This is a genomic window from Citrobacter sp. CK198 (assembly GCF_030333295.1).
In the GTDB taxonomy this organism is placed as follows: domain Bacteria; phylum Pseudomonadota; class Gammaproteobacteria; order Enterobacterales; family Enterobacteriaceae; genus Citrobacter_B; species Citrobacter_B koseri.
On the sequence record NZ_JAOWGE010000027.1, the window covers coordinates 165,564 to 180,101 of the forward strand.

Genomic DNA, 14,538 nt, shown 5'->3' on the forward strand with positions numbered 1-14,538 from the left:
GGCGGCTTACTGTTAACCCAGCAGAGACATCACCATGCTGGACATGCTGTTGGACTGTTTCAGCATGGACATGCTGGTCTGCGCCAGCATCTGGTTACGCGTCATGGAGGAGGCTTCGCTGGCGAAGTCCGCATCCTGAATATTGCTTAGCGCCAGATCGGTGTTGTCTTTCATGTTTGCCAGGTTGGCCGCGGTGTGGCCCAGACGGTTAATGCTCGCACCCATTTTGGAACGCACGGCACCGACGTCATTCAGCGCCGTTTCCAGAGAGTTCATCATCGCCGTAGCGTCGGAGGCGCTCCCGATATTGATACCGGAAGCGGTATTGTTCCAGTCACCGATACCCGAGAAACCAGAAGCGCTAAACAGGCCACTCGCTGTACCGCCCAGTTCATCACCCAGGCTCACGGTCATGGTTTCTCCAGAGGAAGAACCAATCTGGAAGTTCAGGGAATCGGCAAATTTACCGCCGGTACCGAATAATTTATCGCCTGCATAAGACGTGTTGCCCATGATGTTTTTCAGTTCGGCATTCAGGTCGTTCATTTCAGCGTTGATGGCATCACGGTCTTTGGTGGTGTTGGTGTCGTTCGCTGCCTGGGTGGCGAGATCTTTCATGCGGTACATGATGTTGCTCACTTCGTCGAACGCGCCTTCTGCGGTTTGCAGCAGTGCGGTGGCATCAGAGATGTTACGCTGCGCAACGGCCATGCCGTTGGTCTGACCCTGAAGGCGAGTGGCAATCTGCAAGCCCGCCGCATCGTCCGCTGCGGAGTTGATGCGTTTGCCGGTGCCCAGACGCTCCATTGCGGTAGACAGCAGATTGTTGGATTTATTCAGGGCATTGGTGGATGCCATAGAAGAAGCACTGGTGAAAATCGAAAGCGACATAATATATTTCTCCTTGGATTACCTGTCTGTTTTATCAGGTTCTTGTCGTTGCTGACTGATAAAAACGACCCACCACAACGAAAAATTAAATTCATTTAATGAAAATTTATTTAAAGATTTGTCACCCTCTTTTTTCAAGACGAAAAATATCCAATTAATTATTCTTATTATACCATCCTCAATAAACCACCTTTAGCCCGGCAATAAAACCAACCCCATAATTATGCAATCAGGCGACACAAACGATAAAAAAATTAACTCCGCTCCTTTATTTTTTCTTGTTTATTGTTTTAATCTGCCAAAAAATATACCCACACCCCATGAAAGGAGATTGATGAACACAAATTTTTCACATTCGCATGGCCTGATTTTACATAAGGATCTTTTAACTATTTCGATTAACTTTTAATCAGAAGAATTAATAATAAGGCGAATCTTTCACTGCAAATGAGGTTGCACATCACATTTTTATCGCGTAAAAAGAGCGCCAGGAAAAGATGATTCCGCGATAATCAGAACAACAGCAGGCCGCTGGTGTCTTGTTTCTGAGTGCTGTTCAGGCTGAAAAACAAACTCAGTCATCGGCAAAAGCGCTTTTCGTTTCCTCACCTCCCGCAGGCAAGCGGCATTCATTAAGAATTTCAAATGGAATTAACAGATACCTAGATTCTACGTCAGTACTTCAAAAAGCATAATCAAAGCCTTGATAAATATGCATTCCTTCGAAATTCAGCTTTCACCCATTGGGTGAAAGAAAAGTGCTCAAAAATATGTTAAATTATCAGCTTTTATGACTCGATATATGGTAAAATAATAGTAAGAAAAGTAGTAAAAAGGGGTTCTAATTATGATTAATAAAATTGATTTCAAAGCTAAGAATCTAACATCAAATGCAGGTCTTTTTCTGCTCCTTGAGAATGCAAAAAGCAATGGGATTTTTGATTTTATTGAAAATGACCTCGTATTTGATAATGACTCAACAAATAAAATCAAGATGAATCATATAAAGACCATGCTCTGCGGTCACTTCATTGGCATTGATAAGTTAGAACGTCTAAAGCTACTTCAAAATGATCCCCTCGTCAACGAGTTTGATATTTCCGTAAAAGAACCTGAAACAGTGTCACGGTTTCTAGGAAACTTCAACTTCAAGACAACCCAAATGTTTAGAGACATTAATTTTAAAGTCTTTAAAAAACTGCTCACTAAAAGTAAATTGACATCCATTACGATTGATATTGATAGTAGTGTAATTAACGTAGAAGGTCATCAAGAAGGTGCGTCAAAAGGATATAATCCTAAGAAACTGGGAAACCGATGCTACAATATCCAATTTGCATTTTGCGACGAATTAAAAGCATATGTTACCGGATTTGTAAGAAGTGGCAATACTTACACTGCAAACGGTGCTGCGGAAATGATCAAAGAAATTGTTGCTAACATCAAATCAGACGATTTAGAAATTTTATTTCGAATGGATAGTGGCTACTTTGATGAAAAAATTATCGAAACGATAGAATCTCTTGGATGCAAATATTTAATTAAAGCCAAAAGTTATTCTACACTCACCTCACAAGCAACGAATTCATCAATTGTATTCGTTAAAGGAGAAGAAGGTAGAGAAACTACAGAACTGTATACAAAATTAGTTAAATGGGAAAAAGACAGAAGATTTGTCGTATCTCGCGTACTGAAACCAGAAAAAGAAAGAGCACAATTATCACTTTTAGAAGGTTCCGAATACGACTACTTTTTCTTTGTAACAAATACTACCTTGCTTTCTGAAAAAGTAGTTATATACTATGAAAAGCGTGGTAATGCTGAAAACTATATCAAAGAAGCCAAATACGACATGGCGGTGGGTCATCTCTTGCTAAAGTCATTTTGGGCGAATGAAGCCGTGTTTCAAATGATGATGCTTTCATATAACCTATTTTTGTTGTTCAAGTTTGATTCCTTGGACTCTTCAGAATACAGACAGCAAATAAAGACCTTTCGTTTGAAGTATGTATTTCTTGCAGCAAAAATAATCAAAACCGCAAGATATGTAATCATGAAGTTGTCGGAAAACTATCCGTACAAGGGAGTGTATGAAAAATGTCTGGTATAATAAGAATATCATCAATAAAATTGAGTGTTGCTCTGTGGATAACTTGCAGAGTTTATTAAGTATCATTGCAGCAAAGATGAAATCAATGATTTATCAAAAATGATTGAAAGGTGGTTGTAAATAATGTTACAATGTGTGAGAAGCAGTCTAAATTCTTCGTGAAATAGTGATTTTTGAAGCTAATAAAAAACACACGTGGAATTTAGGAGATAGTCAACATCCGTGTTCAGGCTATATTTTCTTGCGATATTTAGCCGTTGCATTTACTGGGGTGGTATATCCATCGATGAATAAATGAATAAACGCTATTACTCCGTTAATAACTGGCTGGTTGATATCCCCTCGGGATCTATTCTCCATTTAACAACAGGGGAACGTAAACGTCTGGGAGAATATCAACTCAAACTCCTTGAAACGCTCATGCAAGATGCGGGAAAGATCTTTACGCGTGAAGAACTCACCACGCTGGTCTGGGAACGCCGCGTCATCGGTAATAACAGTCTGCCCAATGCCATCCACGCGTTGCGTACGGCACTGGAAGACGACGGCAAAAAGCAAAAAATCATCAAAACCATCCCTAAAAAAGGGTATTTGCTTGAGCCTGATTATTGCTGCTTTATCGAAAAAGAAGAGAGCGAGGTTCGCGATCCCGAAGAAAATCATCTTCCGCTGGAAGAAAACGCCCCCTCCGATTTAGCCGGGGAATATGAGGTTGTCGACGAGACGTCACTTCCTGTCGCGGAACAAGCGAACGATATCGTCCGCGTAACGCCGCCTGCAACGACCAGGCCAGTGAAAAAATCCATCCACTGGACCACCGTGTTTTTACTGCTCGCGCTGACGGCGATCGGCAGCATACTCTTTACCGGCTGGTACATGAAACTGAAAGGTCATGAGCATCTGGTCGCCCAGGAGATACAGCCTAACGTTTACAGCAACATCAACCTGTATTCCATTGGGACGAGCAGCGAGCCGTCTTATGACGCCAATAACTTGTACACCAAGCTGAAAGACACTTTTTATGCCATTAATCAGCAGATCAAAATGCAGTCAGTCAGGATGAGCGTCTACTTTAGCATCACCAATTCATCGCTGAACTACACGTTCGCCCTTACCAGCCAGTGCGACAAAAAGCAGTTAGCGATGACGATTTATCACTGGCGTATCGATCCGACACGGCTGAACAACCTGATTATGCGTGAAACCCGGAGAAAACTGAATGAAATGGCAACATGCAAAGAAAGTTAATTTTGTGATTTTGTTGAGTATTTCCATGCTTCTCGCCATCGCATTCGGCACCAGCACCCTCACAGGCGGCGCAGAGCGCCCCAATACGGATGTGGAAGGGACTTTCCAGCTTGGTTTCTATGACCTGATGTCGCAGACGAAAGAAATTTATAATTCACGGATGAAAACAACGAAAGGCACCATTCTGGCGACCATTACCAGCCCTGATGACAATCGTTTCGTACTAAAGGAAAAATTTACGCCGACGTCAGGGAAAAACGGCAAACTCTATTTTTACCTGACGCCCATCTACTACACCACCACGCACAAGGGGCTGATGATAGATGGTCTGGTCGATATGCTGATGAACACCAATTTCTGGATGGAGCCGCTGGCATTTAACGGGCAACCGCTAGTGGTAGGGCAAAGCGGGTCGATTTTTCTCTACCCCATCCAGCAGTAAGTCAAAACCGGAGGCGGAGGCCCGCTTCCGGTTACGATAATCACCCCAGCAAATTTTTTACCGTCGCCAGCCTGACGTTTGCCTGCGCGCCCAGCGCCCTGGAGAGGGTGCTGTAGCTGCTGGCGCTGCTCGCCAGCGCTTCCCCCAGGCCGCGCGCGGTTTCCCGGGCCTGCGCCGGGCTGTATACCGTCGCCATATCATTGATGCGCGACGCCACGCGCTCCTGCTGTTGACGAAGCCTGCTGCGCTGGGTGGTAATGTGCTCCAGCGTATTTTGCAGCTTTACCTGACTTTCCCTTTCCCGACGCGTCGCCAGCGAAACAACCTCATCGCTGCTTGCCGTTTCCGCCTGTGGCGTGAGCAACGTAAACGCATCGGCGGGGAAATGCCTGCCCTCTCCGCGCACGGTGAGCTGTTGGCTGACCCGCTCCCAACGGCTTTCATCCACGCTGAACATCAGTTGCCCGTTTGCCGTCTGACGCGCATGAATCCCCAGACGGCCCAGCCCCACATTCAACTGGGTCAACGTCTGACGCGGCGTCGCCTCTTCCGGCAAAGAAATGGCGGTCATCTCACGCTGTCGCCCGCCCAGTGAAAATACCAGCGTTTCTCCCCCCGGCAGGCTGAGAAGCCTCTCACTGCCGGGAAGCGTAAAGTTAACCGTGCTTTTTTGCTCCAGCGACGCGGTCAGATGGCGATCGACAGTGCCGCCGGAAAGCTGCGTCCGACGCATCAAATGTTTTTGCAGCGTATTCGCCGGCTGCGTCGCATCGCCGCGAAGCGACGACTGACGTACCTGCAACAATTGTGTTTCCGTCTGCGCCAGATAGCTGTCAGCCTGCTGCACTGCCGTGAGTTGTTGATTTAGCTGTACGTTGTAGCGCATCGGACGGCGGGACAACAGCGCCGATTCGGGGAACGCATTGCGGGTCGCGGTGATTTCTGGCGCGTTGACGCGGCCGACCGTTTGCGGCGCATCAATGCTTCCGCGCCCGGTTGCGGGCGCGGAAGTCGTAAGGGACGTTGTTTTTAAACCTACCTGCATAACAATTACAACAGACTAAACAAGTTAAGCTGACTCACCATACTGTAAGCCTTATTAGTGATCTGCACCGACTGCGTATACAGTTGCAGGTTGATACTGGTGGTCGCCCAGTCCGTTTCGGACAGGTCCCGTACAACCTGATCGTTCGCAAGGCTGACATCGCTGTGCGCATCGCTGAGCAACGTCAGGCGGTTCTGACGGCCGCCAAGATCGGTGAAGAGGCTGGAGATGTTATCGCTGGTATTTTGCGCGACACCGATCATCTCCTCCAGTTCGTCTTTATAGTCAGCGTAATTCGCGTTCGGGTCCTGCATTTTGTCGCTGAGCGCTTTCAATTTATTCAGCATCTCAAGGTCGTTTCCTGAACCGGAGAATGCCTGAGCGACATGGGTGTTTTCCGTAATAGAGACGCCGTTCGCGACAATCGTTTCGCGGCTGCTGTCATTGCCGCCATACACATACTGCCCTTTCGCCTCGTCCCACGTTACCGTCTGGCTGTCGGTCTGCGTGCCGGAAAACAGATAGCTGCCGTTTTCATTTTTAGCGTTCAGGGTGGCGACCAGCGAATCCAGCATTGAAGAAAGCTCCATGCCGTAACCCGCCATATCTTTCTGGCTGAGCGTACTGTTATTCGCCAGCTTCAGCTTATCGCCGACCGCCAGCATCTGGTTACTGAGCGCGGTGATGTTCGACTCCTGAATCGACAGCGCGCCGCTCAGGCTGGAAATATTGCTCTGATACTGTTTAATCGCAGACTGCTCACGGTTCAGTTGCACCAGACGACTTGCGGAAACAGGATCGTCAGACGGCACATTAATGCGCTTTTGCGTCGACATCTGCTCCATCAACTTACTGATACGCGTGCCGTTAACGCCTAATTGCGCCAGCATGGCATTTGAGTTGTAAAGACTACTAATACGCATAATTTAAATTCTCTGATGGCGCTTAAAACATCCCCAGCAGGTCGCTGAAGATCTGATTTCCGGTGGAGATCACCTTCATGTTTGACTGGTAAGCCTGCATGTAGATCTGTAGATTAATCGCCTCTTCATCCTGGTTTACCGCGCTCAGGTTATCGCGCTGATTCTGCGCCTGGTCGCGCACCGTCGACGCCGCTTCCATTTCTGTTTTGCTCTGCTTACTGGCAATACCGATAGTGGAAATGATCGCCGCAGCCCCTTCGCTCAGGCTCATATTTCCCAGACCCGGAATATCCGTTTTCTGGTTTTTCAGTTCGATCAGCGCCTTCAGGTTATCGCCGTTGCCCGGTACGCCCGTGCCGTCGTCGGCCTGGATGCCGGACAGCGCCAGTTCTTCAGGCTTCAGATCCGTCACCTGCAACATGCCCGCAGGATTGCTCGGATCGAAAGTAAACAGCGGCTTGCCTGAATTGCCATTCAGGTCATAGCCCTTCGCCAGCTGATCGTTAAACAGTTTTGCCACCGATTCCGCCATCCCTTGCACCGAATCTTTCATCTGTTGGAGGGTGCCGGTTTCATAATCATACAGCGCGCCAAGTTGACCGCCCGCCGACGGGTTCAGCGTGAACTCGCTGGTGGAAAATTTCAGCGTCAGCGTGGAGTTGCCGTTGGCGTCCTGCCCCGCGCTGAGCTGCCCGGCGACCTTACCGCTCACCAGCGGCTGACCGTTCGCCATTGAGACGGTGTACCCGCTGGAACCATCGTCCGTCACCTTCACGTCCGCCAGCGTACTTAACTGTTTTACCAGTTCATCACGCTGATCGCGCAGTACGCTGCTGTTACCGCCGGTTGACTCCATGTCGGTAATTTTTTTGTTGTAGTCCGCAATACTGGTACTCAGGGTGTTGATCTGGTCAACCATCGCGTTGCGCTGGGTGTTGATCGACTCTTTCTGGCTGGAGATGAAGTTGTTAACGTTATTGAAGCGGGTCGCCAGCGCGCCCGCCTGGTTAATAAGCTGCTGACGCAGCGCCGGGGATTCCGGCGTCTGGGTCAATGCGCTCAGGGCGCTGACAAAATCATCCAGCCCGTTACCAAGACTGGTAGAGTCGGTGCCGATCACCTGTTCCAGCGCGCCAATATATTGATTTCCGGTTTCGAAATAGCTGGCTTTCGAGTTGGTCTGCCACACCTGATTAACCAGATACTGACTGGAGATGCGGCGAATACTGTCGACCTGTACCCCGTTCCCGGCGGTAAAACCCGCTTCCCCCATTGGGCCGATGGAGCTTTGGATAATGCCCTGGCGGCTGTACCCCGGCGTCAGCAGGTTAGCGATGTTCATCGAGGTGACATTCATGCCCACCTGGGCTGCCTGCAAACCGCTGAAGGCAATATTAATCATACTCATGGCTTACTCCTGCCCGCGCATTACCGGAACCACAGGCGTTTTAAGTTCTTTCGGTTGCTCTTCTAAAGCGGTCATTTCATCCGTTTTCTTAAGCGGCGTATTCACCTGCGGCGAAAGCTGGTTGATGATCATCTGGGTAATCCCGGTGCTGCGCTGAGACGCCAGGTCAGACGCCAGTCGGTCATCGTAAAAATCACGCATCATCCGCTGCTGTTTGCTGTTGAAAGGGTTGTCTTCCCCCAGCACATCGGACGCCTTGCGCATTTGCGACAGCATGGAACGCAGCATCAGCGCCTCAAACTGTTCGGCGGCCTGTTCAAGATTCTGCGGCTTTACCTGCCCGGAGAGATCGCCGGGCAGAATCGCGGTTTGTCGGTTAATGGCATTCAGCATGGTATTTCCTTAAATCACGACCAGTTCAGCATCCAGCGCGCCAGCTTCATGCAGCGCCTGTAAGATAGCCATCGTGTCGTCCGGCGCCGCGCCAAGGCTGTTAATGGTATTCACGATGCTGCGCAGGCTGGTTCCTGCCGCAATAGTCACCATCTGACCCCGGCCACGGTTAACGTTGACGTCGCTTTCCGGCGTGACAACCGTTCTTCCCTGGCTGAATGCGCCAGGCTGGCTGACGTTCGACGACTCGCGGATGGTGACGGTCAGGTTGCCGTGTGATACCGCCGCAGCGCGCACCACTACGCCATCGCCAATGACCACCGTTCCCGTTCGGGCGTTGAACACCACGCGTGGCGGCTGTTTACCGGCGTTAATCTGCACATCTTCCAGAGAGGACATAAAGGCCACCCGATCGCCCGCGCCCATCGGCGCACGTACCGCCACGTTAGTCGCGCTTTGCGCGGTCGCCGTGCCGGAACCAAAGGCGTTGTTCAGCGCGACTGCGACGCTGTTGGCAGTCTTAAAGCTGGGACGTTTCAGGTTCAGCATCACCACCGGCTCCTGCTGGAAATCGCTCGGCACTTCGCGCTCCACCGAGCCGCCGTTTGGCACACGGCCAACGGTCGCGGTGTTGATGGTCACGCTGGAGCCGCTGTTGCCCTCGGCTTTCACGCCGCCTACCACCACATTCCCCTGTGCCAGCGCATACACTTCGCCATCAGCACCGCGCAGTTGAGTCAGCAGCAGCGTACCGCCACGCAGGCTTTTCGCATCGCCAATCGAGGAGACGGTTACATCAATACTTTGCCCACGCGCATAGCCCGGCGGCAGCGTGGCGCTAATCGCCACGGCCGCGACGTTCTTCACCTTCGGATCAATCTTCGCAGGCAACTGCACGCCAAACTGGCGCAGCATGTTGGTAACGGACTGGCTGGTGAACTTGACCTGGTTTTTATCCCCTGTACCGTCAAGCCCCACAACCAGGCTGTAGCCCACCAGTTGGTTGCCGCGTACGCCCTGAATATCGACCACATCGCCAAGACGCTGCGCCGCCGCGTTCATGCTGCAAATCAGCAGGAAAAAGAGTGCCAGTTTACGCATCATGGCCTCCATTAAATTGGGAACAGCGGGTGGTTGAAGAAGCGGGTCAGCCAGCCTGCCGCATTCGCGTCGCTGAGCGCGCCGCGTCCGGCATAGGAGATACGGGCATTGGCGATTCGCTGTGAAGAGACGGAGTTGTCGCGTTCGATATCTTCCGCGCGCACCAGGCCCGTCACCCGCATATACTCATCCCCCTGGTTGAGGGTGAGCCATTTCTCCCCGCGAATCGCCAGCACGCCGTTTGGCAACACTTTATAAACCGCAACGGTGATCGCGCCGCGCAGACTGTTTTGCTGCTGCGAGGTGGCATTACCGTTAAAGTTTCGGTTGCCGTCAATCGAGCCGGAAAGCTTATCGATTGAATGGCCGAATGCTTCCGGTATCCCCAGGGAAACATCGTTTTTCTTACCAAAGTTAGTGCGCGCCTGCTTGCTGGCCTGAGTAGACTCATCCAGCTTAACGGTCAGGATGTCGCCTACGCGATAAGCCCGGCGATCCTGGGTCAACGACCAGTTGTAGTTGCCGTTATATAACCCACCGCCGCGCACCTGCGTTTCAGGCACCACGATATCTTCCGGCGGCGCATACGCCGCATCGTCTTTTTTCACCAGCAACGCCGGGCTTTCGCAGCCCGACAAAAACAGCGCCAGTAGACTGATAACTAACTGCTTTTTCATTTCTCTTTCACTTTAAAGCCCTGTCGTTACATCGACTGGGTGACAAACTTCAACATGTCATCGGCGGCAGAGACCATCTTGGCGTTCATTTCGTAGGCACGCTGAACGGTGATCATGTCGACCATCTCTTCAACGACCTGTACGTTAGAACCTTCCAGAGAGCCCTGCTCCAGTTGTCCGAGCGCGTCCTCGCCGGGTACGCCTTCAACCGCTTCGCCGCTGGCCGCCGTTTCACGGTATAAGTTGCCGCCTATCGCCTCCAGACCGGCCGGATTGACGAAGTTCACCAGCGTCAACTGCCCCAGCTCCACCGGATCGGTTTCGCCTGCCACCGTCGCGGTGATAGTGCCGTCTTTACCAATCTGCAAATCTTTGACGTTCTCCGGCAATTCAATCTGCGGCACCAGCGGCAGCCCCTGCGCATTCGTCAGCACGCCATCTGGCGTTTTCTGGAAATTACCGGCGCGGGTATACGCGATATCGCCATCCGCAGTTTCCACCTGGAAGAACCCTTGCCCGGTGATTGCCACGTCGAAGGTTTGCCCGGTGTTCTGGATGCTGCCGACGGTAAACTCTTTCTGCGTCCCGACGATCTTCACCCCGGTGCCGTACTGAATGCCGGTCGGCGCGATATTGTTCTGATCGAGCTGCCCGCCTGGCGTGCGCTGATTCTGATAAAACAGATCGGCGAACATCGCGCGATCGCGTTTAAACCCGGTGGTGTTGACGTTCGCCAGGTTGTTGGAAATCGCGGTCATTTTGGCGTCCTGCGCCGCCAGGCCGGTTTTACTGATCCATAAAGCGGGATTCATCTTTATTCCTTCTTATTGTTATCAGGTGCCACGAATCAGACGGTTGCCTGAATTAGCGAGATCTTCAGCGGCTTTCATCATCTTGATTTGCGCTTCAAACTGACGATTCAGCGCAATGCTGGCGACCATCTCATTAATGGCCGAGACGTTAGCGGTTTCCAGATGCCCGGACGCCACCATCACCTCTTCATCGCGTGGGTTAATCGCCGTGTTGCTCACCAGAAAGCCATCCACATTTTTGCTCAGGTCGCTTACCGGAATGTTCACCAGCTTGATGCGGTCAACATCAACTGGCGCGGCAATATCGCCGTCGTCAGGCACGATAGTGATCACACCGTCCTCACCGATGCTGACGGACGAGAACGGCGGTAAAACGATCGGGCCGTTGTCACCTTCAACCGGCAGACCGTTGATCGACAGATCGCCCTCCGGGCTGACGTCGATCTGCCCGTTGCGGGTGTAAACCTCACGGTTGCCGCTGGCCAGCGCAATCAGCCCATCGCCTTTAATGGCGATATCCAGATTGCGCCCCGTTTCACGTACCGCGCCAGGCGTCATATCCACGCCGCCCTGAGTAGGCAGCGCCATATAACGCGAGGCATATCCCTCGCCGTTAACCTGCTGAGAAATCGCATTATCAAGATCGCTACGAAACCCCTGGGTATTCACATTCGCCAGGTTGTTTGCATGGATCTGCTGCTGCGACAAACTGCGCGATGCGCCGCTCATGGCGGTAAAAATCAAACGATCCATTACACCGCCTGGAAGAGAGCGTTCATCATGTTGTCGTTAGTGCTGATAACCTTCGTGTTCGCCTGGTAATTACGCTGCGCGGTCATCAGACCAACCAGCTCAGAGGTCAAATCCACGTTTGAGGATTCCAGCGCACCGGATTTCACAGAACCCAGTAAACCGGTGCCCGGCGTTCCAGTCAGCGGCGCGCCGGAACTGGCGGTTTGTACCCACGTCGTGCCATCTTTTGACGCCAGACCATTCGGGTTCGCAAAGTTCGCCAGCACCAGTTGCCCCTGCAACATCCGTTCGCCGTTGGAGAAGGTCGCGTAAACGCTGCCGTCTTCATCAATCGCCTGACCGGTACGTTCGCCAGACGCGTAGCCGCTACTGTTGTTTTTGCTGACGGAGAAGTCAGAACCGTACTGGCTGGTGCCGTTGTAGCTCAGATCGATAGAGAGATCCGCCGCGCCAGAGATCGATGTGGTCAGGTTCGTCAGGCCAACCGGGCTTTTCAGGACGCCCTGCTCGGTAAATTCTATCGCCTGGCTGCTGTCCGGGATTTCCACGTCGTCCATGTAATAGTGAACCTGCCAGGTGTTCTCGCCGGTTTTCACAAAATACTGGTTCAGCGTGTGCTCGCGTCCCAGGGAATCAAAAACCTGCGTGGTGTAGGTATTGTTATAGGAAGTGCTGTCTTTTGGGTTGAAAGGCGCCGTCTCCGGTTCGGCGGCGCGCGCATCCAGGTTGGCGGTGAAGTCGAGGCTGTCGGTCGCTTTCGCCGGAATAGAGCCGCTGCTGATCGTCAGATTGCCGATCGTCCCCACTTCTATCTCGCCGTTAGCATTAACCGGGTAGCCCTGAAGATACATCCCCAGGTTGTTGATCAGGTTGCCGCTACTGTCGGTGCCGAAGTAGCCCGCACGCGTATATGCCGTGGTCCCCGTGCTGTCACGCACCATGAAAAATCCGCTATCGCTGATCGCCAGATCGAGCGCATTTCCGGTGGTAGAAATGTTTCCGCCTCGGGTAATACTCTGGGTCACACCAGAAACCCCTACGCCCAGCGGCTGGCTTTCCGCATACAGTGAGGAAAATTCCGCACGGCCGGATTTGAATCCTACGGTGCCGGAGTTCGCAATGTTGTTGGAAATGGCGTTCAACTGCTCGGTAATCGCATTCAGACCGGAGGTCGCAATATTAAAACTCATAATAAATTCCTGTTAACTCAACGCTTAACCCGACTTACGCACGTTTCTGCGAGTCGCTGCCAAACTGGGTAATATTGTTGTAAGCAATTTCACCGATTCCGGTGATATTCAGTTGGATGGCGCTGCCATCAAGCGGGATGCGCACATTGTTGACGATGCCGCCCACTTCAACAGGAATGCCTTCTTCGCCCGTATCGGTCACAACGCTAAGGGTGTATTTCCCTTCGCTCAGGCCCAGCTCCTGCGGGTCAATGGTGAAGTCCACCTGCCCGGCGTCCTGTTTCCCCAGCTCAATTTTGTGCTCGGTGCCGGCCGCGTCTTTGACGATGACCGTCGTCACACCGGAAGCGTGATCCAGCGTCAGACGTCCGTTAATCGTCGTTTCGCCGTCAGAGTTGATAGCGTCGGTCTGCACCATCACATGCTGCCCGACCAGGTTGCCGGTGGTGAGCGTTTGCAGGTTGTCCATCAATACGGAACTGTTCGCCATCAGTTGCGACATGGTTTCCATTGACTGAACCTGCGTCAGTTGCGCCAGCTGGCTGACATACTCGGTGCCATCGGTAGGGTTCAGCGGGTCCTGATTCTGGATCTGCGCGACCAGAAGCTGCATGAACAGCGTGTTCATGCCGGCTGCGCTGCTGTTATTGTTGTTACTGGCAATGCTGCTATCCGACGTTCCTGTCTGGCTTCTGGTGGACGTGCCGTCTACATTCATCCTTATACCTCTCCGAGTCTCAGCAGACTTTGCTGCATGCTTTTAACACTGTTCAGAACATCAACATTAGTTTCGAAACCGCGCGACGCCGACATCATGTCCGCCATCTCCTCCACCACGTTGACATCCGGGTAGTAGACATAGCCATCCGTATTTGCCATCGGGTTATGCGGCTCATAACGCTGTACGGCATTGCCGGTTTCGACAACATCCATCACCTGGACGCGCGCGCCGGTTAACGCCCTGCTATTCATTAACTCATCATTCTTATAAACCGCAGCAAACACCGGACGACGGGCTTTATAGACGCCGTCTTCGGTGGCGGAGGCGGTTTCCGCATTAGCGAGGTTACTGGCGATGGTATTCAGACGAACGGTTTGCGCCGTCATCGCCGACCCCGAAACGCGATAAATATCGGTAAAAGCCATATTCCGTTATCACCTGCGTAGGATTACTTACCTTCAATGGCCTTTTTCAGGCCCGTGAATTTCATGTTTAAAAATGCCAGGCTCATCTGATAATCCTGGGTATTCTTCGCAAACTCAGCCTGCTCGACGTTCAGCGCAACGGTGTTGCCATCGGAAGAGGGCTGATAAGGCACGCGGTACATCTCTTGCGGCGCTGACGGATTCGAAAAACTCCACGATGAACGTTGCATCTCAGCGGCAAAATCAATATCTTTAGCCTGGAAATTGGGGGTATCGACGTTTGCCAGATTGGCTGACAGCAACTCTGCTCGGGAAAGTCGAAGCGCTACAGCCTGTGGATGAACGCCCAATGCTTTGTCAAAAGTAATACTCACAACTCACACCCTCGTGATGCTAAAC

At 51.6% G+C, this 14,538-nt stretch carries 16 protein-coding genes; 3 read left to right on the forward strand and 13 right to left on the reverse strand.

What is annotated here, in order from left to right:
- Nucleotides 1-12 precede the first annotated feature (12 nt).
- Nucleotides 13-891: a flagellin N-terminal helical domain-containing protein gene (locus tag OGY62_RS05800; RefSeq protein ID WP_024130628.1), complete on the reverse strand. Its 879-nt coding sequence runs from the start codon at nucleotides 889-891 to the stop codon at nucleotides 13-15.
- 847 nt (nucleotides 892-1,738) lie between these two features.
- Between OGY62_RS05800 and OGY62_RS05805 the strand changes: the two genes are divergently transcribed.
- The 3 genes from OGY62_RS05805 to OGY62_RS05815 all read left to right on the forward strand — a co-directional run bounded on the left by OGY62_RS05805 (nucleotide 1,739) and on the right by OGY62_RS05815 (nucleotide 4,691).
- Nucleotides 1,739-3,001 (forward strand): IS1380-like element ISEcp1 family transposase, encoded by a 1,263-nt coding sequence (locus OGY62_RS05805; RefSeq protein WP_000608644.1) that lies wholly within the window; start codon nucleotides 1,739-1,741, stop codon nucleotides 2,999-3,001.
- A 294-nt stretch (nucleotides 3,002-3,295) separates the two neighbouring features.
- Nucleotides 3,296-4,249 carry a winged helix-turn-helix domain-containing protein gene (locus OGY62_RS05810; RefSeq protein WP_248623438.1) on the forward strand — a complete coding sequence of 318 codons (954 nt, stop codon included), beginning with the start codon at nucleotides 3,296-3,298 and terminating at the stop codon, nucleotides 4,247-4,249.
- Nucleotides 4,221-4,691 carry a hypothetical protein gene (locus tag OGY62_RS05815; RefSeq protein WP_248623437.1) on the forward strand — a complete coding sequence of 157 codons (471 nt, stop codon included), beginning with the start codon at nucleotides 4,221-4,223 and terminating at the stop codon, nucleotides 4,689-4,691. Before OGY62_RS05810 ends, OGY62_RS05815 begins: the two co-directional genes overlap by 29 nt.
- A gap of 40 nt (nucleotides 4,692-4,731) precedes the next feature.
- Here the strand turns inward: OGY62_RS05815 and OGY62_RS05820 are convergent, their stop codons facing one another.
- The 12 genes from OGY62_RS05820 to flgB are packed head-to-tail and all read right to left on the reverse strand — an operon-like array spanning nucleotide 4,732 to nucleotide 14,513.
- On the reverse strand, nucleotides 4,732-5,736 hold the full coding sequence (locus tag OGY62_RS05820; RefSeq protein ID WP_115615036.1) for a hypothetical protein: 1,005 nt from the start codon (nucleotides 5,734-5,736) through the stop codon (nucleotides 4,732-4,734).
- Nucleotides 5,737-5,741: 5 nt separating this feature from the next.
- Nucleotides 5,742-6,659, reverse strand: coding sequence for a flagellar hook-associated protein FlgL (gene flgL / locus OGY62_RS05825; RefSeq protein ID WP_075203780.1), 918 nt, complete (start codon nucleotides 6,657-6,659; stop codon nucleotides 5,742-5,744).
- Between the two features lie 22 nt (nucleotides 6,660-6,681).
- Nucleotides 6,682-8,067, reverse strand: a complete 1,386-nt coding sequence (gene flgK, locus OGY62_RS05830) for a flagellar hook-associated protein FlgK (protein WP_012133692.1) — start codon at nucleotides 8,065-8,067, stop codon at nucleotides 6,682-6,684.
- Nucleotides 8,068-8,070: 3 nt separating this feature from the next.
- On the reverse strand, nucleotides 8,071-8,460 hold the full coding sequence (locus OGY62_RS05835) for a rod-binding protein (protein ID WP_012133693.1): 390 nt from the start codon (nucleotides 8,458-8,460) through the stop codon (nucleotides 8,071-8,073).
- A gap of 9 nt (nucleotides 8,461-8,469) precedes the next feature.
- The gene (locus OGY62_RS05840; protein ID WP_012133694.1) at nucleotides 8,470-9,573 is read right to left on the reverse strand and encodes a flagellar basal body P-ring protein FlgI; all 1,104 of its coding nucleotides are present in this window, start codon (nucleotides 9,571-9,573) and stop codon (nucleotides 8,470-8,472) included.
- The gene (gene flgH / locus OGY62_RS05845; protein WP_012133695.1) at nucleotides 9,573-10,238 is read right to left on the reverse strand and encodes a flagellar basal body L-ring protein FlgH; all 666 of its coding nucleotides are present in this window, start codon (nucleotides 10,236-10,238) and stop codon (nucleotides 9,573-9,575) included. The genes OGY62_RS05840 and flgH overlap by 1 nt, the downstream gene beginning before the upstream one ends.
- A 26-nt stretch (nucleotides 10,239-10,264) precedes the next feature.
- Nucleotides 10,265-11,050, reverse strand: coding sequence for a flagellar basal-body rod protein FlgG (flgG, locus tag OGY62_RS05850; RefSeq protein ID WP_012133696.1), 786 nt, complete (start codon nucleotides 11,048-11,050; stop codon nucleotides 10,265-10,267).
- 21 nt (nucleotides 11,051-11,071) lie between these two features.
- Entirely contained in the window at nucleotides 11,072-11,803 is a 732-nt protein-coding gene (locus OGY62_RS05855; protein ID WP_012133697.1) for a flagellar basal body rod protein FlgF, read from the reverse strand.
- Nucleotides 11,803-12,993 (reverse strand): flagellar hook protein FlgE, encoded by a 1,191-nt coding sequence (gene flgE / locus OGY62_RS05860; RefSeq protein WP_012133698.1) that lies wholly within the window; start codon nucleotides 12,991-12,993, stop codon nucleotides 11,803-11,805. The genes OGY62_RS05855 and flgE overlap by 1 nt, the downstream gene beginning before the upstream one ends.
- 34 nt (nucleotides 12,994-13,027) lie before the next feature.
- A complete protein-coding gene (gene flgD / locus OGY62_RS05865; protein ID WP_012133699.1) occupies nucleotides 13,028-13,711 on the reverse strand; it encodes a flagellar hook assembly protein FlgD in 684 nt (227 codons plus the stop codon).
- A gap of 2 nt (nucleotides 13,712-13,713) precedes the next feature.
- Nucleotides 13,714-14,139 carry a flagellar basal body rod protein FlgC gene (gene flgC / locus OGY62_RS05870; RefSeq protein WP_012133700.1) on the reverse strand — a complete coding sequence of 142 codons (426 nt, stop codon included), beginning with the start codon at nucleotides 14,137-14,139 and terminating at the stop codon, nucleotides 13,714-13,716.
- 23 nt (nucleotides 14,140-14,162) lie between these two features.
- Nucleotides 14,163-14,513, reverse strand: coding sequence for a flagellar basal body rod protein FlgB (gene flgB, locus OGY62_RS05875; RefSeq protein ID WP_012133701.1), 351 nt, complete (start codon nucleotides 14,511-14,513; stop codon nucleotides 14,163-14,165).
- Between the last annotated feature and the right edge of the window lie 25 nt (nucleotides 14,514-14,538).

Excerpts from the sequence above, each read along its gene's own strand:
- OGY62_RS05800 (WP_024130628.1), bottom strand. The coding sequence starts at position 891 with ATGTCGCTTTCGATTTTCACCAGTGCTTCTTCTATGGCATCCACCAAT.
- OGY62_RS05805 (WP_000608644.1), top strand. The coding sequence starts at position 1,739 with ATGATTAATAAAATTGATTTCAAAGCTAAGAATCTAACATCAAATGCA.
- OGY62_RS05810 (WP_248623438.1), top strand. The coding sequence starts at position 3,296 with ATGAATAAACGCTATTACTCCGTTAATAACTGGCTGGTTGATATCCCC.
- OGY62_RS05815 (WP_248623437.1), top strand. The coding sequence starts at position 4,221 with ATGAAATGGCAACATGCAAAGAAAGTTAATTTTGTGATTTTGTTGAGT.
- OGY62_RS05820 (WP_115615036.1), bottom strand. The coding sequence starts at position 5,736 with ATGCAGGTAGGTTTAAAAACAACGTCCCTTACGACTTCCGCGCCCGCA.
- flgL (WP_075203780.1), bottom strand. The coding sequence starts at position 6,659 with ATGCGTATTAGTAGTCTTTACAACTCAAATGCCATGCTGGCGCAATTA.
- flgK (WP_012133692.1), bottom strand. The coding sequence starts at position 8,067 with ATGAGTATGATTAATATTGCCTTCAGCGGTTTGCAGGCAGCCCAGGTG.
- OGY62_RS05835 (WP_012133693.1), bottom strand. The coding sequence starts at position 8,460 with ATGCTGAATGCCATTAACCGACAAACCGCGATTCTGCCCGGCGATCTC.
- OGY62_RS05840 (WP_012133694.1), bottom strand. The coding sequence starts at position 9,573 with ATGGAGGCCATGATGCGTAAACTGGCACTCTTTTTCCTGCTGATTTGC.
- flgH (WP_012133695.1), bottom strand. The coding sequence starts at position 10,238 with ATGAAAAAGCAGTTAGTTATCAGTCTACTGGCGCTGTTTTTGTCGGGC.
- flgG (WP_012133696.1), bottom strand. The coding sequence starts at position 11,050 with ATGAATCCCGCTTTATGGATCAGTAAAACCGGCCTGGCGGCGCAGGAC.
- OGY62_RS05855 (WP_012133697.1), bottom strand. The coding sequence starts at position 11,803 with ATGGATCGTTTGATTTTTACCGCCATGAGCGGCGCATCGCGCAGTTTG.
- flgE (WP_012133698.1), bottom strand. The coding sequence starts at position 12,993 with ATGAGTTTTAATATTGCGACCTCCGGTCTGAATGCGATTACCGAGCAG.
- flgD (WP_012133699.1), bottom strand. The coding sequence starts at position 13,711 with ATGAATGTAGACGGCACGTCCACCAGAAGCCAGACAGGAACGTCGGAT.
- flgC (WP_012133700.1), bottom strand. The coding sequence starts at position 14,139 with ATGGCTTTTACCGATATTTATCGCGTTTCGGGGTCGGCGATGACGGCG.